17 protein-coding genes are annotated in these 19674 nt (G+C 64.9%); 2 read left to right on the plus strand and 15 right to left on the minus strand.

What is annotated here, in order from left to right; translation table 11 throughout:
• Positions 1-368 precede the first annotated feature (368 nt).
• Positions 369-1061, plus strand: coding sequence for an urea ABC transporter ATP-binding subunit UrtE (urtE, locus tag AC4QBL_RS03475; protein WP_304839837.1), 693 nt, complete (start codon positions 369-371; stop codon positions 1059-1061).
• A gap of 40 nt (positions 1062-1101) precedes the next feature.
• Here urtE and AC4QBL_RS03480 read toward each other — a convergent pair whose 3' ends face one another.
• The 14 genes from AC4QBL_RS03480 to AC4QBL_RS03545 form a co-directional block, all read right to left on the minus strand.
• Complete coding sequence (locus AC4QBL_RS03480; RefSeq protein ID WP_472906496.1) at positions 1102-2250, minus strand: tetratricopeptide repeat protein; 1149 nt, start codon at positions 2248-2250, stop codon at positions 1102-1104.
• A gap of 48 nt (positions 2251-2298) precedes the next feature.
• Positions 2299-2802, minus strand: a complete 504-nt coding sequence (locus tag AC4QBL_RS03485; RefSeq protein WP_472906497.1) for a response regulator — start codon at positions 2800-2802, stop codon at positions 2299-2301.
• A gap of 137 nt (positions 2803-2939) precedes the next feature.
• Positions 2940-3770: an urease accessory protein UreD gene (locus AC4QBL_RS03490; protein ID WP_472906498.1), complete on the minus strand. Its 831-nt coding sequence runs from the start codon at positions 3768-3770 to the stop codon at positions 2940-2942.
• Between the two features lie 49 nt (positions 3771-3819).
• Positions 3820-5406, minus strand: a complete 1587-nt coding sequence (locus tag AC4QBL_RS03495) for an HDOD domain-containing protein (RefSeq protein WP_472906499.1) — start codon at positions 5404-5406, stop codon at positions 3820-3822.
• Between the two features lie 121 nt (positions 5407-5527).
• Positions 5528-6004: a nucleoside deaminase gene (locus AC4QBL_RS03500; protein WP_472899551.1), complete on the minus strand. Its 477-nt coding sequence runs from the start codon at positions 6002-6004 to the stop codon at positions 5528-5530.
• A complete protein-coding gene (locus AC4QBL_RS03505) occupies positions 6001-6762 on the minus strand; it encodes an ABC transporter permease (protein WP_472899550.1) in 762 nt (253 codons plus the stop codon). The genes AC4QBL_RS03500 and AC4QBL_RS03505 overlap by 4 nt, the downstream gene beginning before the upstream one ends.
• Before the next feature lie 107 nt (positions 6763-6869).
• Positions 6870-7715, minus strand: coding sequence for an ABC transporter ATP-binding protein (locus AC4QBL_RS03510; protein WP_472906500.1), 846 nt, complete (start codon positions 7713-7715; stop codon positions 6870-6872).
• A 76-nt stretch (positions 7716-7791) separates the two neighbouring features.
• On the minus strand, positions 7792-8823 hold the full coding sequence (locus tag AC4QBL_RS03515; RefSeq protein WP_472906501.1) for an ABC transporter substrate-binding protein: 1032 nt from the start codon (positions 8821-8823) through the stop codon (positions 7792-7794).
• A 336-nt stretch (positions 8824-9159) separates the two neighbouring features.
• The gene (locus tag AC4QBL_RS03520) at positions 9160-10641 is read right to left on the minus strand and encodes a nucleobase:cation symporter-2 family protein (RefSeq protein ID WP_472906502.1); all 1482 of its coding nucleotides are present in this window, start codon (positions 10639-10641) and stop codon (positions 9160-9162) included.
• A 227-nt stretch (positions 10642-10868) separates the two neighbouring features.
• Positions 10869-13154: an NADP-dependent malic enzyme gene (locus AC4QBL_RS03525; protein WP_472906503.1), complete on the minus strand. Its 2286-nt coding sequence runs from the start codon at positions 13152-13154 to the stop codon at positions 10869-10871.
• Positions 13155-13258: 104 nt separating this feature from the next.
• Positions 13259-14509 carry a M20 family metallopeptidase gene (locus AC4QBL_RS03530; protein WP_472906687.1) on the minus strand — a complete coding sequence of 417 codons (1251 nt, stop codon included), beginning with the start codon at positions 14507-14509 and terminating at the stop codon, positions 13259-13261.
• 95 nt (positions 14510-14604) lie between these two features.
• Complete coding sequence (gene uraD / locus AC4QBL_RS03535; RefSeq protein ID WP_472906504.1) at positions 14605-16473, minus strand: 2-oxo-4-hydroxy-4-carboxy-5-ureidoimidazoline decarboxylase; 1869 nt, start codon at positions 16471-16473, stop codon at positions 14605-14607.
• 10 nt (positions 16474-16483) lie between these two features.
• Positions 16484-17434: an allantoinase PuuE gene (gene puuE / locus AC4QBL_RS03540; protein ID WP_472906505.1), complete on the minus strand. Its 951-nt coding sequence runs from the start codon at positions 17432-17434 to the stop codon at positions 16484-16486.
• A 133-nt stretch (positions 17435-17567) separates the two neighbouring features.
• Positions 17568-18257, minus strand: coding sequence for a GntR family transcriptional regulator (locus AC4QBL_RS03545; protein WP_472906506.1), 690 nt, complete (start codon positions 18255-18257; stop codon positions 17568-17570).
• A 71-nt stretch (positions 18258-18328) separates the two neighbouring features.
• On the opposite strand from AC4QBL_RS03545, the gene uraH reads away from it, so the two are divergent.
• Positions 18329-18682 carry a hydroxyisourate hydrolase gene (uraH, locus tag AC4QBL_RS03550; protein WP_472899542.1) on the plus strand — a complete coding sequence of 118 codons (354 nt, stop codon included), beginning with the start codon at positions 18329-18331 and terminating at the stop codon, positions 18680-18682.
• A 229-nt stretch (positions 18683-18911) separates the two neighbouring features.
• On the opposite strand, the gene AC4QBL_RS03555 is transcribed toward uraH, so the two are convergent.
• Positions 18912-19481, minus strand: a complete 570-nt coding sequence (locus AC4QBL_RS03555; protein ID WP_472906507.1) for a hypothetical protein — start codon at positions 19479-19481, stop codon at positions 18912-18914.
• Positions 19482-19674: the final 193 nt, after the last annotated feature.

Here is a 19674-nt window from a genome sequence, read left to right on the forward strand (position 1 = left end):
CCTCCCGGCGAGCGTGCCTTTCTCCCTCTCCCTCTGGGAGAGGGCAGGGGTGAGGGCCACGCCAGCCATGCAGCCGAAGGAAGTGCACCCGCACCCGCACCCGCATCCGCATCCGCACCCGCACCCCGCCGTCATGCGCTGGCGAGTAGCGCAGGTCTGGGCGGATCAGGGCGGGCGTTGTCTGAGCGCAGCGAGTTCAGCCCGACCCCGCCCGGACCGAGCAACGCAGCGTGCCCGAAGCGAAGCGCAGGGACAGCGCATCCGGCTCGCCTTTCTTTTGCTTACTTTTCTTTGGCGAAGCAAAGAAAAGTAAGGCGCCCGCCGGGGCGAGACCCGGTCAAACCCTCAAGCCGGAGAAAGCCATGAGCCTGCTAGAAGTCAAACAAGTCAACCAGTACTACGGCGGCAGCCACATCCTGCGCAACGTCAACCTCACCGCCGAGCTCGGCAAGGTCACCGTCGTGCTGGGCCGCAACGGCGTGGGCAAGACGACGCTGCTCAAATCGCTCATGGGTCTGGTGCCCATCAAGAGCGGCAGCATCCTGCTGGACGGCGTGGCCATCGAAAAAACCACGCCTTACGAGCGCGCCCGCATGGGCGTGGGTTTTGTGCCGCAGGGGCGGGAAATTTTTGGCCGCCTCACGGTGGAAGAAAACCTGCGCATGGGACTGGCCTACAAAAAGGGCAACACACCCATTCCGGCCGAGTTGTTTGAGCTGTTTCCGGTGCTCAAGCAGATGCTGGGCCGCCGTGGCGGCGATCTGTCGGGCGGGCAGCAGCAGCAACTGGCCATTGCGCGCGCGCTGGCCGCTGGCCCCAAGTTGCTGATCCTGGACGAGCCCACCGAGGGCATTCAGCCCAACATCATCAAGGACATTGGCAAGGTCATCCGCATGCTGGCCGACCGGGGCAACATGGGCATCGTGCTGGTGGAGCAGTACTACGACTTTGCCGAGGAGCTGGCCGACCGCTACGTGGTGATGGAGCGTGGCGAGGTGATTGCGAGCGGGCCGGGCAGCGAGATGCAGGCCAAGGGCGTTCGGCAGCTGGTCGCCATCTGAGCAACTGCTGCCAAGTCGCCGAACCGCGGCCGGGCGCGGCTTAGTCGGGCTCGTCGACGGGTGCGCCCTGGCGCGACAGCAGGCCTTCGGTGCTGGGGGGCTTGTAGCCCGCGGGCAGGGCCACACCGGTGGATGACACAGCGCTGCTCGCCTGGTCGCCCAGGCCCACATTCACTTCGGTGCTGCGGTACAGGTCGCGCATGGCCTGCACCTGTTCGGCCAGTGCGGGATGGTCCTCCATGCGCTCACCGTAGCGCTGAAGCACCTGGTAGGCCGACTCGATCAGCTTGCCGTTCAACGTGGCCTGTGCGCTTTCCAGCAGCATCACCACGGTGCCGCGGTGGTCGCCCTTGAGGTTGTGCGTCATGGCCTGCTCGGACATTTTGAGCACCTGAGCGTGTGCCGCTCGGATGCGGTTGGCAAATTCGGTGCGGCCCACGGCGGCGCAGGCCAGCAGTTCGGTCAGGGCCTTGCTGGTGCAAAAGCGCAGGCCCATGGTGTCCACGGCCGCGTCCACCTCGTAGAGCTGTATCGACCGGTTCGCCAGCTCGGTCATCAGCGCCAGCAGGTTGCAGGCGGCTTCAAAGTCGAAGCTGGGCTCGCTGATCGTTTTGGCCATGCGCCGCACCTCTTCCAGCACGCGCGCGGTCTGGTATTCCTGCAGCAGCTGGATGGTCTGCACCACATCCAGCAGGCGCTGCAGCCGCTCGCTGTCCTCCTCGCGGTCGCGCAGCCGCATCAGCTGTTCGGCGCAGCGCAACAGGCCACGCTGGTCGTCGTTGGTGAGCCGGGCAAAGGCCAGCAGCACCAGCGCTTGCGGGTCAAAGAGCTTGGATTCCAGGCCGATGCGGGCGGCACGGTCCAGTATCTCGATGCCCTTGTCGCGCTCGCCGGCGTAGTAGGCCATCATGCCCTGGCGCAGCAAGCGTTTGACCGAAGACGGCGTGAGCTTGGCCGCCATGGTGAAGGTGGCCAAGGCGTTGTCAAAGTTGCCTTGCTCAAACTGCGCGCGCCCCATCAGGTCGTAGGCGTCCGCGCACCCGGGGTCGGCTTGTATCAGGGCTTCCAGCGTGGTCGCAGCGCGCAGCGGGTAGCCCGCGTCCAGCTGGGTGCGGGCCACGCCCAGGCGGGCCCATGGCAGGGTTTTGGCTTCCACCACGGCTTCGTAGAGCTTCTGTGCGTCGGCCACGCGCCCGGCGCGCAGGAGCAGTTCGGCGCCAATGCGCGCGGCATACAGTCAGTAGGGCTGGCGCGATTCAAAACGCTCCTGGCACAGCCGGGTGGCGAGTTCGTAGTCTTGCGCATCGATGGCGGTGAAGATGTTTTCCAGCGTGCGTTTGCGCAAGCGGGCCAAAAAGATGCGCTCTGCCAGTGCCGATGCCTTGAAGGGCCGGATCACGTAGGCGTCCAGCGCCGACTCTGCCGCTTCGGCCACCATGCCGTAGGTGGCTTCGGACGAAATGAGGATGAACACCGTGTAGAACGGCAGCAGGTGGTTGCGGCGCAGGTCGTCCAGCAGGTCCTGGCCCGTGATCAGCTCGCGTTCAAAGTAGTGCTCACACACCACCACGTCAAAAGTGCCGATTTCCAGCTTGCGCCGGGCGTCCACCAGGCGGGGGCACTGCGCCACCGTGCCCATGCCGAACTGGCGCAGTTGGGCCACCAGGGTCGAACGCGACTGTGGGCTGCCGTCAATCACCAGCGCGCGGGCGTCACTGAGGTCGGTGGTGGAATCGATCATGCGCGGGCGTGCGAGGGGCTGTGTTGGGTGGGTTCCGTTGGGGTATTCCCATTTTGCGCACCCCAGGCCGCTGTCAAACCCGCAAACAACGGGGCAAAGCACCGGCTATTTCGCCCCGGCGTGGCCACCGCGAGGCGTCACACGCGCCAGATGCGCGGCGGTGTGTTGGTCAGGCCCCAGGCGGCGGGCCTGAGTTCGGCCCAGACCTGTTGAAATAGCGCCATCAGCGGCTCGACCAAGGGCGCCACGGCGCGCAACACCAGCATGTTGGGGTTGGGGCAGGTGGCGCCAGCCTGCACCTGGGCGGGTGCGGTGGCGAGCACGCTGCGCACCGTGTCCAGCAGGTGCTCGCGGCGCTCGCGGGTGAGCGCGGTGCCGCAGGCCAGCCACATCGTGCCCAGGCAGCGCTGGCCGTCCAGGCCCAAAGGGGAATTGAGCAACCGGGTGTCGCTCGCGTCCAGCTGGGCTTGTTCCAGCCACAGGCCTGGAATTTCCAGGCGCTGGCTGAAGCGGCCGGTGTCAAAGGGCTGGCAGGCGCTGGGCAGGCCCAGCGCGGTGACGTCCCAGCCCAGCCATTCGGCACCCTCGCCCAGGGTGGCCTGCACGGTGTTGCGGGCCTGGCAGCCGGGGTAGGCAATGGCCTCTAGCGGCAGCCATTCCAGGCGCGCACCAGTGCCCAGCTGTATGTGCACCTGCTGCGTGGCCACGGCGTTGTCGGTGGCATAAAAACGGGTGGCACCGGGGGTGCTCACCAGCGCGTGGGCGCCCGCTTCGACCTGCAGCGACACGTCCAGCACATCGCCGCCCACCAGCCCACCCGGCGGATGGATGATCACGTTGTGGCAGATGGCGTCGCCTTCGGGGTAGAGGCTTTTCAAGATGCGCAGCGGCCCGTTGTGCTGGTGGTGCAGCACGGTGCGCTGGGCTTCAAGGCGGTAATGGAGTTGGAGTTGGGCGTGCCAGGGCATGGCTCGAGTTTACGGGGCCAGGCGGTCCTGCCGCAGCGCTGGGTGGCCCTTATTGCGCCGGCTTGCGGGCTTTGGCCAGCCGGGTGAAGGCCGTGCCAAAGCCCCGCACCAGTTGTTGAAACGCTGCGTAGCGGGCGCCGTCCAGCGCGTGTTCGGGCTCTCCCGTGTCGGCCCACCAGATGCCCATGGGCTGCTGTTCCATGTCGACCGTGCCCAGCGCCACGCCCGAAGCCAGCAACAGCGGCGCCAGCGCGGGGGGCAGTTGCTGGCGGGCAGCGGGTACCTGAGCGGCTGTGACGCACAAGGACGCCGAGCGCTGTTTCAACAGCCTGGCCAGCAGATGGGTTTCTCCCGCGGGCAAGGTTAGACCGCGCGCGGTGAGTGCTGCGCCAAAGCCCTGGGCCACAGGGCAGTGCAGCTGGTCGCTGCCCGCCGCTTTCAGAAACAGGGCGCAGCGCTGCAGCCCCAGCTGTTTTTCCAGCGTGTCCACCGTGTCTTTCATGAGCGCGCGAAGGTCGCTGTGTTGCCCCCGCTGGCAGCGCTGTTGGTAGGCGGCGGTGCCTTGCTGCGGTGTCATGCGTGTGGCGACCTGTGGTTGGGCCTGAACCGCGCGCTGCGCCTTAGCCTGCGCCTTGGGCCAGACTGAACGCAGCACCGGTGGCGCCCACAGCAGGCGCGCCGCCGGTGCCACCAGCCCCTGGTTGAAGCTGCTTTCCTGGCTGGCGTGCAGGGCCAGTTGCACCAGCTCGCCCCGCAAGCGGTACAGCGGTTGTTGGGTGTGCACGGCTGCCGCAGCCATCAGCGAGCGGGTGTGCCGGCTGTACCAGCTGTCCTGTACCGACTGTGCCAGCCCCAGCGCCAGGCTGCAGGTCACCTCGGGCTGGCGCAATGGGCGTTGCAGGTGGCTGGGCAGCTCGGGTGCCACCGGCCCGCTCCAGTCGAGCCGGGCTGCGTGGGCCAGCAGCTTGGGCGGCACGGCGCGGTGTGCGTGTGGCGCAGCGCCGTCGTCCATACCCAGTGCGCCCAGGTGGGCGCTGCTGAGCGCATCCAGCGTGCAGCCCAACAACGCCCGTTCGGCCGTGGCGCGGCGTTGCCCGCTGGCTACCCAGCGCTCCAGCTCGGCGGCCACATCGGGTGCGGCCAAGGGCAGCTTCCAACGCACCACACCGAGCAAGGCGGTGGTCCATATCAGAGCTTCTGGGTCGCTGCCCGCATGCCGGGCCGCCCAGTGGTTGGTGAACAGACAGGCCAGGCGGCAGGTTGCCATGGCTTGGCGAGCCAGCCGGTGTCCGGGTTGTGCAAGGTCGAGGCGGTCGTTTTGCAGTGTGCGCACCCGGCTTTGCACCCGTTCAACCCCCAGCAGATTCACCGCGTGTTGCAAGCCCTGTAGCGGTTTGCCGCTGCGGCGCAGCGAGGCGCTGGCCGCCAGCATCAGGTCCACGGCCAGCGGCAGGTCGGCCTCAACCAGCTCCACCAGATCGCGAACGCTCAGCCGACTGCCGAGCATGCGCTGAATGGCCGGCGGCGAACTGAGCAGCGGCAGGCGCACGTTGGCCAGGCGCTGTTGCCAGGCTTGCAAGGACGCTGCCGGGGCAGGTGGCGCGGGTGTTGTGAAGAGGCGGTCGGGTGCGTTCATGGGCAAATACCATGCTCTGGGCGCCTGCGCGGCACAGGCGCACCGTGCCGGTGGTTGCCCAATTTTTCGACCCTTGCGCCGCGAACTTGAGCGGAGGCGCGGGTTCCCGCGGTCCAACCGGTCAGCGCGAAACCCAGAAACCCCGGTGCGGCTCCAGCATCTCGCCTTCCAGTTCGGGCACCGGGCCAATCACCTCCACGGCCTTTTGTCCGCGCGCCAGCACCTCGCGGCAGGGCAGAGACAGCGTGGGGTTCTCTTCGTGGCTGCCCGTGAGCGCCAAGAGCGCTTCTTCACTCGCCCCGTAAACGATGCGCCCGATGTTGGCCCAATACACCGTGCCGGTGCACATGGCACAAGGCTCGAACGTGGTCACCAGCGTGCACTGCGCCAGGTACGCGCCTGGCCAGTTGTCCGCGGCCGTGCGCGCCAGCGTGGACTCGGCGTGGTTCACCGTGTTGATGTTGCCCTGCTCGGCCAGCACCGTCTCGCCGTCGGGCGCCACCAGCAAAGCACCAAACGGGTGCCGGCCCATGCCCGCAGCACGCACCGCCACCTCGTTGGCGCGCCGCAGATGCCGAAAAACCTGATCGGCGTTCATTCGGCTCTTCTGTGTGCCCAACCCGTGGTGTGCTTTTCAACGAAGCTGAACAGCTCGTACATGGCCATGGCCATGGCACCCACCACCAGCAAACCGCTGAAGGCCAGGCCCATCTGCATGGAGCTGCCAGCCGAAATCAGCAGGTAGCCAATGCCTTCGTTCGATGCCGTCATTTCAGACACCGTGGTGCCCACAAACGCCAGCGTGATGGCGACCTTGAGTGAGCCGAAGAAGTAGGGCATGGAGCGTGGAAGGCCCACTTTGGTGAGCACGTCCCAGCGCTTGGCGCCCAGTACCCGCAGCACGTCTTCCAGCTCCGGTTCCAGCGTGGCCAGGCCGGTGGCAATGTTGACCATGATGGGGAAGAAGCTGATCAGAAAAGCCGTGAGGATGGCCGGGCCCACGCCAATGCCGAACCACACCACCAAAATGGGCACAAACGCGGCCTTGGGCAAGGCGTTGAAGGCCGTCATGAGCGGGTACACCGCGGCATAAGCCAGGCGCGAGCTGCCAATCAAAAAGCCCAGCAGCACGCCCACCACGATCGCAATGCCAAAGCCCGCCATCGTCACCCAGTAGGTGCGCCAGGCGTGGCCCAGGATGGTGGTCTTGTGCTCCAGCGTCTGTTCCCAGATGCGCGACGGGCTGGGGAAGATGAATTCCGAAACACCAAAGCCGCGGGTGATCACTTCCCAGATCACGATGATCGCGACCAGCAGCAGAAAGGGCGACCAGCGCTCGACTTGTTTTTTGTTCATGGCGAGAGTTCCTTGAGGTATTCAACCGGGAACACCGCGGAACCGGCTTTGCCGGGCCGCTGGTGTTGCCCCCTGGGGGGGTGACGGCCAAAGGCCGGCGCGGGGGGTCATTGGTTCATTGGCGTGCCGGCTTTTCGCATGGCACCAATATGGCCACGCAACTCATGCACGATGTCGGTGAAGTGCGGCGTGTAGGTCACTTCCAGATCGCGCGTGCGCGGAATGTCGATCTCTCGCTTCACCACAAACCGCCCTGGGCTGCGGCTCATGCAATACACCGTGTCGGCCAGAAACACGCTCTCGCGCAGGTCGTGCGTCACCAGAATCACGTTGAATTTTTGCGCTTCCCACAGGTCGCGCAGCGTGCACCACAGCTCTTCGCGCGTGAACGCATCGAGCGCGCCAAACGGCTCGTCCAGCAGCAGCATCTTGGGTTCGTGGATCAGCGCGCGGCAGATACTGGCGCGCTGCTGCATACCGCCTGAAAGTTCCCAGGGAAACTTCTTTTCCATGCCGCCCAGGCCCACGCTGGCCAGCAGGCGGCTGGCACGCTCTTCAAACTCCTTGCGGCGGTCTTTGAACTGGCTGCGAAACGGCTCCACGATTTCCAGTGGCAGCAGCACGTTGTCGAGCGTGGTGCGCCAGGGCAGCAGCGAAGGCGCCTGAAATGCCATGCCCGAAATCTTGAGCGGACCCGTGACCGGCTGGCCGTCGATGGTGATCTTGCCCATGCTGGGCATCTTCAGCCCGGTGGTGAGCTTCATGAAGGTGGACTTGCCGCAGCCCGACGGGCCGACGATGGCGATGAATTCGCCCTGCCGCACCTTGAGGTTGATGTCTTCCACCGCGAAGGTGTTTTTGGCCAGCAGCTCGTCGTTGTAAGCCAGCCAGACCTGGTCGAATTCAACAAAGGGCTTGTCGCTGGTCGCGGCTGCGGTGGGGGTTTCTCGCATGGGAAAAGTCCTGAAAAAAAGACCAGCGCCCGATGAAGGGCCGCTGGCCCAGGCCAGAAAAAAGGCTTTGTGCGTGTTACTTCTTCGCAGCCGGCAACGCGTTGAGCGCAGCGGCCGGCGGCAACATCGAGCCGTCCCAGATGGCGGCCGGGTTGATGCGGGTCTTGGTGGCGTAGGCGTCAGACACCTGCGAGGCCATCAGCGAAAGGCGGCCCGGGTTGACCTGGCCGAAACCTTCCTTGCGCGCATCGGGGCTGGCCACCACGGAGTCAATGGCCAGTTGCAGGCGGCGGGTTTCCAGCGCCACGTTGATGATGCCGTCGCGCGCTTTCACGGTGGCAATGCTGCCGGCCGGGTCAGCCATCACTTCTTTGGCGCCTTTGGCGAAAGCCGCGAGGAACGCTTTCACAGCCGCCGGGTTTTCCTTGATCAGCTTGGGGCTGGCGATGATGGCGTTGCCGTAGAGTTTCACGCCGTTGTCGGCGTACGGCATCATCACCACGTCCTCGGCCTTGACGCCGCGCGCTTCCAGGTTCAGCAGCGAGGTGAAGCCGAAACCGGTGATGGCGTCGATGTCACCGCGCACCAACATGGTTTCGCGCAGCGGTGGGTCCATCGAAGTCCAGGCCACGTTGCTCACGTTGTTGGCCTTCTGGAAGATGGGGAACGCCTTGCGGCCCGCGTCAAACACGGGCGCGCCCAGCTTCTTGCCGCTCAGGTCGGCGGGCTTGGTGATACCGCTTTTCTTCAAGGCCAGCACCGCCGCAGGCGTGTTGTTGTAGACCATCATCACGGCCACGGGCTTGTTGGGCGCGTCCGGGTTGTTGGCGTGGAATTCCATCAGCGCGGCCATGTCGGCAAAGCCCAGGTCGTAGGTGCCCGAGGCCACGCGCGTCACCGTGCCGCCCGAGCCGTTGCCGGAGTCAATGGTCACGTCCAGCCCGGCGGCCTTGAAATAGCCTTTGGCTGCGGGCTGCAGAAACAAGGCGGCAGGGCCTTCAAAGCGCCAGTCGAGCTGAAACTTCAAGGCGGTTTGGGCGTGGGCACCACCAAAAGCGGCAGCGGCGGCCAGTGCGGCGGTGGTTTGCAAGAAGTGGCGCTTGTTCATGGGGTCTCCAGTGGGCTGACGGGGTGGGGTGTGGCAATGCGGCGGTTCCGCGTGTACAAAAACCACAGCAATATCGGTGCCAGCTTTTGGTTCAAGCCAGCGTTTGCTGCGGTGCGCTCCCGCAGTTTGAGCACAGAATGTGTATACACATTGTTCTTCGGCGCCAACCGGTCGTCATCATGGCTAACCCTAGATGGTGCGTTTTTGCACCGTGGCGCACCAAACATGTGCGGTGTCTGCCCGTTGCTGTGTGTGCATGCCCCATGCAAAAAGGCCCACGAGGGGCCTTTTTTAAAGAGGCAAACCCCGCTGGGGTCTGCGCGCAGGGGCTGGCGCTCAGTGCGCGTCGGCTTGTTTGGCGGCTTCAACCGCAGCCGAGGCATCGCCCTTGCCGCCGTTGAAATACAGGTTGAGCAGCACGGCGCTGAGCGACGCCAGCAAGATGCCCGACTCGATCAGCGGGTGGATGGCGTGTGGCATCCACTGCAGGTACTTGGGCGCGATCAGCGGAATCATGCCCATGCCGATGGAGATGGCGACGATGAACAGGTTGTTGCGGTTGCTCTTGTAGTCCACAGCTGCCAGGATGCGGATGCCGGTGGCGGCCACCATGCCGAACATCACCAGCCCGGCGCCGCCCAGCACAAAGGTAGGCAGCGACTCAACCAGCGCCGCCATTTTGGGCAGCAGACCCAGCACGATCAGGATCACGCCACCGGCCACGCACACCCACCGGCTCTTCACACCGGTCACGCCAACCAGACCCACGTTTTGCGAGAAGCTGGTGTAGGGGAAGGTGTTGAAGATGCCGCCGATCAGCGTGCCTAGGCCGTCGGTGCGCAGGCCGGCGGTCAGCATTTTCTGGTCGATCTTTTTGCCGGTCAGGTCGCCCAGCGCGAGGAACATGCCGGTGGACTCGATCATCACCACGATCATGACCAGCGTCATGGTCAAGATCAGGATGGGGTCAAAGATGGGGGCTGCGATCTCGAAGGGCAACACCAGATCGAACCAGCCGGCCTTGGCGACCTTGTCGAAATTCATCAGGCCAGCGGCCGTGGCCACCACACCGCCCACGATGATGCCGAGCAACACCGAGATGTTGGCAATGAAGCCCTTGGCGTACTTGGCGATCAGCAGGATGGAAGCGAGCACGATGGCGGCGATGCCGATGTGCGACAGCTGGGCGTATTTCGGGTTGGGCACCGTGCCCACGATGTTCATGCCCTGGGGCACCGGTGGCACGGCACCGCTGGCGGAAGCCTGCTTGGCCGCTTCCAGCCAGGCCAGGTGTTCCGGGCTGGGAATGCTGGGGGCGGTGGGGCCGAAGGGGTTGCCAAAGATCCAGTTGATACCGACCCGCATGAGGCTGATACCAATGACCGCAATGATGGTGCCGGTGACCACCGGCGGGAAGAACCGCAGCATGCGGCTGACGATGGGTGCGATGAGTATCGAGATGGCACCCGCACCGATGATGGCGCCAAAGATCAGGCCCGCGCCCTGCGTGCCGGGGTTGTTGTTGGCCATGGCCACCATGGGGGCGACCGACGCAAACGTCACGCCCATCATCACCGGCAGCTTGATGCCGAACCACTGCGTGGCGCCGAGCGACTGGATCAGCGTGACGATGCCGCAGCAAAACAGATCGGCCGAAATCAGCATAGCCACTTGCTCGGGACTGAGCTTGAGCGCGCGGCCCACGATCAGCGGCACCGCAACGGCGCCCGCATACATCACCAGCACATGCTGAAGGCCCAGGGCCGTGAGCTTGCCGGTGGGCAAAACCTCGTCCACAGGATGAACGGTTGTTGTCATGGGAAGTCTCCTCAAACGACGAAGCGAATGGATGGGCAGTGTTTGCGTTTAACCGTGCAGGATGCAACGGCTTCGTGTGCAAAACTGTATACAAAGTATGTGTACGATTGAATACGGGGCGCATAGGGAGAAACCCGGCAATCGCACCCTTTTATCGCGACAAGAGGTCAGCAAAAAGTAAAAAAAGGGACGCCGAAGCGTCCCTTGTGGTGCGAGGCTGAAACGACTCAGCGCAGCGCGTTGGCAGCGGCCAGCGCCGTCATGTTCAGCACCCGGCGCACCGTGGCCGCCGGCGTGAGGATGTAAGCCGTGGCGGCCGCACCCATCAGCACCGGGCCCACCGTCACGCCGCCGCTGGTGGTGGTTTTGAGCACGTTGTACAAAATGTTGGCCGAATCCAGATTGGGGCAGATCAGCAGGTTGGCCGAGCCGCTGAGTGTGGTTTCGGCCAGGTAGCTGGTGCGTATTTCTTCCTGCAGCGCGGCATCCCCATGCAGCTCGCCGTCGCACTCAATCTCGGGGTGCTGGGCGGCAAAAATGTCGCGCGCGGCCCGCATTTTCTTGGCCGACGCACGCTTGCTCGACCCATAGCTGGAATGCGACAAAAACGCCACCTTGGGCGGCAGGCCAAAGCGCTGCACTTCCTGCGCGGCCATCCAGGCAATCTCGGCCAGTTGTTCGGCGGTGGGGTCTTCGTTCACATACGTGTCGGCCACAAACAGGGCGCCACGGTCGGTCATGAGCGCATTCACCGCAGCGTAGTTGCTCACGCCCGCCTTCTTGCCCAAGATACTGTCGATACGCTCCAGGTGCGTCATGTAGCTGCCCACCAGGCCACAAATAAGCGCGTCAGCTTCACCCAACGACACCATGAGCGAACCGATGATGGTGTTGGAGCGGCGCACCGCGGCCTTGGCCACTTCGGGCGTGGCGCCGTTGCGGCCCATGAGCTTGTGGTAATGCTCCCAATACTGCCGAAAGCGCGGGTCGTCTTCGGGGTTCACGTTTTCCACGTCCACACCCAGGCGCATGCGCAAGCCCGCCTTTTCAATGCGCGCGGCAATCACCGAGGGGCGGCCGATCAAGATCGGGCGGGCCACCTGCTCGTCAATCGCCATTTGCGCGGCGCGCAGCGCGCGCTCGTCTTCACCGTCGGCATAGGCCACGCGCTTGGCTTGGGGCGGCACGGCCTTGGCGGCGTTGAAGATCGGCTGCATCAAGATGCCGGTCTGGTACACAAAACGCGACAGGGTTTGCTTGTACGCGTCCATGTCGGTGATGGGCCGCGTGGCCACCCCCGAGTCGGCCGCGGCCTGCGCCACGGCGGGCGCGATGCGCAGAATCAGGCGCGAGTCAAACGGCTTGGGAATCAAATAGTCCGGGCCAAACACCAGGTCTTGCCCGGCGTAGGCGCTGGCCACTTCGTCGCTGGTTTCGCTCTTGGCCAGGTCGGCAATCTGGCGCACGCAGGCCAGCTTCATTTCTTCGGTGATCTTGGTGGCGCCGCAGTCCAGGGCGCCACGGAAGATGTACGGGAAACACAAGACGTTGTTGACCTGGTTCGGGTAGTCGCTTCGACCGGTGGCAATGATGCAGTCGGGCCGCACCGCCTTCGCCAGCTCGGGCCGGATCTCGGGCTCGGGGTTGGCCAGCGCCAAGATGATCGGCTTGGGCGCCATGGTCTTTACCATCTCCGCCGTCATCACGCCCGGGGCCGAGCAGCCCAGGAACACGTCGGCGCCGTTCACCGCGTCGGCCAGCGTGCGCTTGTCGGTCTTCTGGGCGTAGCGCGCTTTCGATTCGTCGTAACCACCGGGGCGGCCCTCGTAAATCACGCCCTTGGAATCGCACACAAAAATGTTGGCCGGCGCCATGCCCAGGCCCACCATCACGTCCAGGCAAGCCAGCGCCGCCGCGCCTGCGCCAGACACCGCCAGCTTCACCTCGCCAATCGGCTTGTTCACCAGCTCCAGGCCGTTGAGCAGCGCAGCGGCCGAAATGATGGCCGTACCGTGCTGGTCGTCGTGAAACACCGGAATGCCCATGCGCTCGCGCAGCTTCTTCTCAATGTAGAAGCACTCCGGCGCCTTGATGTCTTCCAGGTTGATACCGCCCAGCGTGGGTTCCAGCGCGGCAATGATCTCCACCAGCTTGTCCGGGTCGCGCTCGTCCAGCTCAATGTCGAACACGTCAATGCCCGCAAACTTCTTGAACAGGCAGCCCTTGCCCTCCATCACCGGCTTGCTTGCCAGCGGGCCAATGTCGCCCAGGCCCAGCACCGCCGTGCCGTTGGTGATCACGCCCACCAGGTTGCCCCGGCTGGTGTATTCGGCCGCCAGCGTCGGGTCTTTTTCAATCGCCAGGCAGGGGTAAGCCACCCCCGGCGAATAGGCCAGCGACAGGTCGCGCTGGTTGGACAGCGGCTTGGTCGGGTTGACAGAAATCTTGCCCTTGTTGGGCGAGCGGTGGTAGTCGAGCGCGGCGTCGCGCAAAGCTTGTTCGGCGGGTGTCATGTCGGGTCTCCTTCGGGGAAATCATTTTGACATGGCACCTGCACCCTCAGGCTTGAACAAGGCCAAGCCGGGCTGCCAGCGCCATGAAGGTTTCAGGCTGCCGTTCAGGCGGGCGCCAACAAGTCCAGCAGCGTGCGCGCCACCACCTTGGTCGCCCGGCGCAGGTCTTGCAGGTCCAGGTTTTCGTCGGCGCGTTTGGCGTTGGACTCGCGTACCGTGCGCGGGCCGGCGCCGTAGATCACGCCGGGAATGCCGTGTTCGCCATAGATGCGCACATCGGTGTAGAGCGGCGTGCCCACGGCGGGAATGGCTTCGCCAAACACCGCCTGGCCATGCTTTTGAATCGCTTCAACCAGGGGCTTGTTGCCAGGCAGGGGCTTGAGCGCGCGGGCCAGCAAGATGCGCTTGACCTCCACGTTGATGGCGCTGCCACCCCGAGGCGGCTGGAAGCTGGCGGCGGCTTGCTCAATGGTGCGGCGCAGCGCGGCTTCCACCTCGGCCGGGTCTTCTTCCGGGATCATGCGGCGGTCTACTCTGAGCACCACTTTGCCTGGGATCACATTGGTGTTGGTGCCACCGCTGATCTGGCCGACGTTGAGGTAAGGGTGCGTGATGCCCTCGACGTTTGAGGTGACGTTCAGATAGTCGGCATTGAGCGCATACAGCGCGTTCAAGATGTGCACCGCGCCTTGCAGCGCGTCGGTACCGCTGTCGGGAATGGCGGCGTGCGCCATGTCACCGTGCACGGTTACTTCCAGTTGTAGGCAGCCGTTGTGGGCCACCACCACCTGGTAGCTGAAGCCTGCGGCAATCATCAGGTCGGGCTTGGTCAGGCCTTTTTTCAGCAGCCAGTCGGGGCCCACTTCGCCGCCGTATTCCTCGTCGTAGGTCACGTGCAGTTCCACGCCGCCGTTGAGCGGGGCGCCCAGCGATTCAAGCGCGCGAATGGCGAAGGTGAAGTTGGCGATGTCGCACTTGCTCACCGCCGTGGCGCGGCCGTAGATCTTGCCGTCCACAATCTCGCCGCCGTAGGGGTCGTGCGTCCAGCCTTCGCCGGGCGGCACCACGTCGCCGTGTGCGTTCAAGGCAATGGTTTTGCCGGTGCCGTAGGGGCGGCGCACGATCAGGTTGGTGATGGTTTCCAGCCCGGCGGCTTTCACCTCGGCTTCGGGCACCGCGTGTTTTTCGGCTTGCAGCCCCATGCCCGCCAGCAGCTCGGCCGTGCGCTCGGCGTGCGGTGCGTTGTTGCCGGGCGGCGTGTCGGTGGGCACGCGCACCAGTTCCTGCAAAAACGCCACTTCTTCGTCAAAGTGCGCGTCAATCCATTGGTCGAGTTGTTCGTAGTGGGTGGTCATGGTGGTCATGGTGGTGTGGTGGTGTGGTGGTGAGGGCTTCGACAGGCTCAGCCCGAACGGAAAAAAATGGCTCAGCCCGAACGTTGAAAAGGGGCTCAGTGGCCGGCGGCAAGTTGTTCCAGCAGGTGCGAAAAAGCGCGCACGCACAGGTCCATGTCTTCGCTGGTGGTGGCTTCCAGCGGGTTGTGGCTGATGCCGCTGTTGAGGCCGCGCACAAACAGCATGGCTTGCGGCATCACCTCGTGCAGCTTCATGGCGTCGTGGCCGGCGCCGCTGGGCATGCGGTGCAGTGGCACGCCCAGGGCACTCACAGCGGCTTCCCAGCGGGCTTGCCACGCGGGGGCGCTGGGCGCTGCGGCGGCGCGCATGGTTTCTTCGGTCGCAAAGCGCACGCCGCGGCGCTCGCAAATGGAGCGCAACTGCGCCAGGACGTCGCGCTCCAGCGCGTCGCGCTGCGCGTTGCTGGGCGCGCGCAGGTCCAGCGAAAACAGGCAGCGCCCGGGCACCACGTTGATGGAGCCACCGGGCACCTGCAGCATGCCCACCGTGGCCACCGAGTCGCCATCGGCCCCGGCGCGCTGCTCGGCGTACAAGGCCAGCTCGGCCACGGCGCAGGCCGCGTCGCGGCGGCGGTCCATGGGGGTGGTGCCGGCGTGGCAGGCCATGCCCACCACCTCGCACTGGTAGCGCACGCTGGCGTTGATGGAGGTCACCACGCCCAGCGGCAGGTCCAGTTCGTTCAGCACCGGGCCTTGCTCAATGTGCACCTCAACAAAGCCGAGGTACTGGGCCGGGTCGCGTTGCAGCGCTGCAATGGCTTCCAGCGTGCCCGGCAGGCCGGCGTGTTGCATGGCGGCGCGCATGGTGATGCCGTCGGCGTCTTGCTGGTCGAGCCAGGCCGGGTTGAAGTGGCCAGTGAGCGCGCCCGAGCCCAGAAAAGTGGCCTTGTAGCGCTGGCCTTCTTCTTCGGCAAAGCCCACCACTTCAATGGCAAACGGCAGGCGCCGCTGTTGCTGGTGCAGTTGCTGCACGCAGGCCATGGGCACAAAAATGCCCAGGCGCCCGTCGTACTTGCCGCCGTTGCGCACGGTGTCAAAGTGGCTGCCGGTGAGCAGGGTCTTGGCTGGCTCGTGTGCGCTGGCCGAGCCCGTGCGCTCCGTTCGGGCTGAGTCTGTCGTAGCCCTTGCGAGCCCTTCGACAGGCTCAGGGCGAACGGCATTTTGGTCGGCGCGATAAACACCCACCACATTGCCCACGGCGTCGATGTGCACCTCGTCAAACCCGCAAGCCAGCATGCCGCGCTGCAGGTCGGCCGCGCAGGCGCGGTGTGCGTCGGTCAGGTAGGTCACGGTCAGCTGGCCGTTTTCTGCAAACCCCGGGTCGCTGTGGCGGGCCAGGTCTTCGTGCCAGTCCCACACCTGGTTGCCTAGCGCGGGCTCCAGGCCCAGCTTGTCGTTCAGCCGAATCTCGGCAATGCGGTGGATGTTGCGCAGGCACTCGGCGCGCTCAAAGTCCACCGGGTTGTGCAGGCGGCGTTCAAAGGTGCTGATGATCTCGCGCTTGCTCAAGCCCGTGCCGCGCGGCCCGCGCACCGCCAGGATGAACGGGAAGCCAAAGCGGGCGTTGTAGTCGGCGTTGAGCTGCTGGATGTGCGCAAACTCTTCGGGCGTGCAGTGCGTCAGGCCTGCCTTGGTTTGCTCGTTGGTGGACTCGGCCGTCAGCGTGTTGCTCACCATCGCCTTGCCCGCCAGCTCCGGGTGGGCGCGAATAAGCGCCAGCTGCGGCTCGGTGCCGGCATCGTTGAGCACGCGCACCATGGCGTGTTTCAGCGCGGCGGGCGAGGCAAAGGGCCGCTGCAGCAGCGCCTGTTCGGCAATCCAGGGCGAGTGCTCGTACAAGCCGTCCAGCATGTGCGCGGCGTCGGCCGGTGCAGCGGTGTTGATGTGGTCCAGGGTGATGGGCATGGCAGATCTTTTAAAGAGAAACAGGGTGGGTGGCTTTCCAGTGGCGCGCAATGTCCAGGCGGCGCGCCACCCATACGTGGTCAAACGACTGCACATGGTCCAGAAAACGCTGCAGCGCGGTGATGCGACCGGGGCGCCCCAGCAGCCGGCAGTGCATGCCCACGCTCATCATCTTGGGCCGGTCCAGCCCGTTCGGGTCGCCCTCGGCATACAGCGCGTCAAACGTGTCTTTCAGGTATTGGAAGAACGGGTCGGCGTGCGAATAACCCTGGGGCAGGGCAAAGCGCATGTCGTTGCAGTCCAGCGTGTAGGGCACGATCAGCTGGTGTGCGTCGCTGCCGTCGGTCTTCTTCACTTTCATCCAGAACGGCAGGTCGTCGCCGTAGTAGTCGCTGTCGTATTCAAAGCAGCCAAAGTCCGCCACCAGCCGGCGCGTGTTGGGGCTGTCGCGGCCGGTGTACCAGCCCAGGGCGCGCTCTCCGGTGATGCGCTCGATGATCGCCATGGCCTCGGCCATGTGCGACCGCTCGGTGGCCTCGTCGATGTTTTGGTAGTGGATCCATTTCAGGCCGTGACAGGCCATGTCGTGCCCCAGCTCGCGAAAGGCAGCGGTCACGTCGGCATGCTTTTCCAGCGCCGTGGCCACGCCAAACACCGTGAGCGGCAGGCCGCGTTTTTCAAACTCACGCAAGATGCGCCACACCCCCGCCCGCGAGCCGTATTCGTAAATGCCTTCCATGCTGATGTGGCGGTCGGCAAAGGCGGGCGGGTTGAACATTTCAGACAAAAACTGCTCCGACCCCGCGTCGCCGTGCAGCACCGAGTTTTCGCCGCCTTCTTCGTAGTTCAGCACAAACTGCACCGCCACCCGGGCGCCACCCGGCCAGCGCGCATGCGGCGCGTCGCGGCCATAGCCGATCAGGTCGCGGGGGTAGGGGGCGGTGGTGTCGTAAATCGTCATGGGCAATACAAACAGTGGGCAGAGGGGCAGGGTCGTTCACCGGGAACACCGCGGAACTGGCTTTGCCAGGCCGCAGGTGTTGCCCCTTGAGGGGCGGAGCGGCTACGCGAAGCGAGCAAGCGATGGGGGTGTTCTATGAAAGTGCCATAGAGATGTCGTTGGTGGGCACCTTGCGGTCAAAGGTCAGGTTTTCTTCCACATGCATCAGGTGTTCGTTCATCAATTGCACCGCCAGCACTTCGTCTTTGGCGGCCAGCGCTTTCACAATTTCGGCGTGCTCTTCGTTCGAATGCTCGGCCGCGTGCGCGCTCTGGTACATGAGCGTGATGAGGGCGCAGCGCGAAATCAGCTCGCGCAGCAACTCGGCCAGCACCTGGTTACCCATCAGCTCGGCCATGCGCACATGAAAGTCGCCCAGCAGCTCGGTGCGGCCCGGCACGTCCTGGTTGCTCACGGCCAGTTTTTCTTGCGCCACATGCTCGCGCAGCGCCTTGATCTTGCCGGGCGTCACGACCTGCACAAAGGCGCGCGTCATTTCGGCTTCCAGCATGCGGCGCACCGCAAACACCTGCTTGGCCTCTTCCACCGAAGGCGCCGCCACAAAAGCTCCCCGCGCGGGTTCCAGCCGGATCAACCGGTTTTGCGACAACTGAAACAGCGCCTGGCGCACCAGCGTGCGCGACACGCCGAAGTGGTCGGCGAGTTTTTGCTCGGCCAGCTTGGTGCCCGGGTGCAAGCGGTGTTCCACGATGGCGCGGGTCAGCGACTCGACAATGTGGTTGGTGCTGGACGTGAGGCTGGCCGCAGTGGTTGAGGTTTCCATGGATTCATCATATCCAGAAAAACAAAAAGTGTATACACTTTCGGTCGACCATTCATTTTTGAAAGAACCCCATGGGACTGAGTACACACGTTCTGGACACCATGCACGGCTGCCCCGCTGCGGGCATGGCGGTCGAGCTTTACACCACCGAGGGCGATGCCGCCACCCTGGTGAAGCGCTTCACGCTCAACAGTGACGGCCGCAACCCCGACGGCCCGCTCTACGACAACGCCAGCCTGAAAGCCGGCACCTACCGCCTGGTGTTTGACGTAAAAGGCTATTTCGCCAGCCGCGGCGTGGCCCTGCCCGAGCCCAACTTTTTGAACCGCGTGGCGCTCGACTTTGGCGTGGCCCACACCCACGAGCACTACCACGTGCCCCTGCTGGTGAGCCCCTGGAGCTATTCCACCTACCGGGGGAGTTGAACTGGGCTGCCCCCGCGCCGCCTGCGGCGTCACCCCCCTGGGGGGCGATGCGTGTGGCCCGGCAGCCGGTTCCACCGCATCCTGGGTGGAGGCACGTGGTGCCATGGGCGTTGAAAGAGCCCTCACCCCAACCCACACAGGCGGGAGAGGGGGTAAGAAATAGATGGCGCTGGTCCATACGAAAAAAGCCCGCTGCAAGCGGGCTTTTTTCATGGGGCGGCTTGCGCGTTCAGCGCAAGCGTTGGCCTTCGGTGAGCGTGTCCAGCTGGAAGTTACCGCTCTTGTCCCACAGCCACACCTCGGTGTAGGTCACTGCGCCCAGGCGCACCGGCGCTGGAAACGGGGCCGCGGCGTGCACCGTGCGTTCAATCTCGCGCATCACGTCGGGCGCGTGCGAGGGCGCGCGCATCCAGTTCAGTTTGCGCACATTGCCGCGCCCGTCCAGGTCCACCTGCAACACGCCCACCGCGTGCATCAGCGGAGGCAGTTGGCCCTTGTGGATGCGGTGGCCGTTGTGTTTGTAGATGTGCCTGGCGCCGTCCTGGCGGTAGTCGCGGGGCGAAGCGGCGTGTGAAATCAGCGAGGGGGCGGGCGCCACTGCGGCGGGCGGTGGCGCGGGCACGGGTGCTGGCGGGGGTGGTGGTGCGGGAGCTGGTGCGGGTGGCAGCGGCGTGGCGCAGGCGGCCATCAAGGCGGCGGTGGCCACACCCAGCCAGGCCCAGCGCTGGCTGCGGGGCTCGGTCTGGTTGGTGGGGGCGCTGGCCAAAGCCGGTTGAGGAGCGGGGGTCATGTCTCTCATGGTGTTTGCCTGTGTTGCGCTGCAAGGGCCGTTTGGCCTTGCGTGGGGCGGCCATACGGACGAACGGATCGAGTGTATTGTGATTCGGGAAGCTCGATTTGCACAGCTGCCCCGATACTGGTGGCTCTTTACCGCGTTTACGTTTTTACACACATTCTTGGTGTGTTAGCCACAACCCAACGCCCTTTTTCTC

The organism is Hydrogenophaga sp. L99 (assembly GCF_058731905.1).

Excerpts from the sequence above, each read along its gene's own strand:
- AC4QBL_RS03485 (WP_472906497.1), bottom strand. The coding sequence starts at position 2,802 with ATGATCGATTCCACCACCGACCTCAGTGACGCCCGCGCGCTGGTGATT.
- AC4QBL_RS03490 (WP_472906498.1), bottom strand. The coding sequence starts at position 3,770 with ATGCCCTGGCACGCCCAACTCCAACTCCATTACCGCCTTGAAGCCCAG.
- AC4QBL_RS03495 (WP_472906499.1), bottom strand. The coding sequence starts at position 5,406 with ATGAACGCACCCGACCGCCTCTTCACAACACCCGCGCCACCTGCCCCG.
- AC4QBL_RS03500 (WP_472899551.1), bottom strand. The coding sequence starts at position 6,004 with ATGAACGCCGATCAGGTTTTTCGGCATCTGCGGCGCGCCAACGAGGTG.
- AC4QBL_RS03505 (WP_472899550.1), bottom strand. The coding sequence starts at position 6,762 with ATGAACAAAAAACAAGTCGAGCGCTGGTCGCCCTTTCTGCTGCTGGTC.
- AC4QBL_RS03510 (WP_472906500.1), bottom strand. The coding sequence starts at position 7,715 with ATGCGAGAAACCCCCACCGCAGCCGCGACCAGCGACAAGCCCTTTGTT.
- AC4QBL_RS03515 (WP_472906501.1), bottom strand. The coding sequence starts at position 8,823 with ATGAACAAGCGCCACTTCTTGCAAACCACCGCCGCACTGGCCGCCGCT.
- AC4QBL_RS03520 (WP_472906502.1), bottom strand. The coding sequence starts at position 10,641 with ATGACAACAACCGTTCATCCTGTGGACGAGGTTTTGCCCACCGGCAAG.
- AC4QBL_RS03525 (WP_472906503.1), bottom strand. The coding sequence starts at position 13,154 with ATGACACCCGCCGAACAAGCTTTGCGCGACGCCGCGCTCGACTACCAC.
- AC4QBL_RS03530 (WP_472906687.1), bottom strand. The coding sequence starts at position 14,509 with ATGACCACCCACTACGAACAACTCGACCAATGGATTGACGCGCACTTT.
- uraD (WP_472906504.1), bottom strand. The coding sequence starts at position 16,473 with ATGCCCATCACCCTGGACCACATCAACACCGCTGCACCGGCCGACGCC.
- puuE (WP_472906505.1), bottom strand. The coding sequence starts at position 17,434 with ATGACGATTTACGACACCACCGCCCCCTACCCCCGCGACCTGATCGGC.
- AC4QBL_RS03545 (WP_472906506.1), bottom strand. The coding sequence starts at position 18,257 with ATGGAAACCTCAACCACTGCGGCCAGCCTCACGTCCAGCACCAACCAC.
- uraH (WP_472899542.1), top strand. The coding sequence starts at position 18,329 with ATGGGACTGAGTACACACGTTCTGGACACCATGCACGGCTGCCCCGCT.
- AC4QBL_RS03555 (WP_472906507.1), bottom strand. The coding sequence starts at position 19,481 with ATGAGAGACATGACCCCCGCTCCTCAACCGGCTTTGGCCAGCGCCCCC.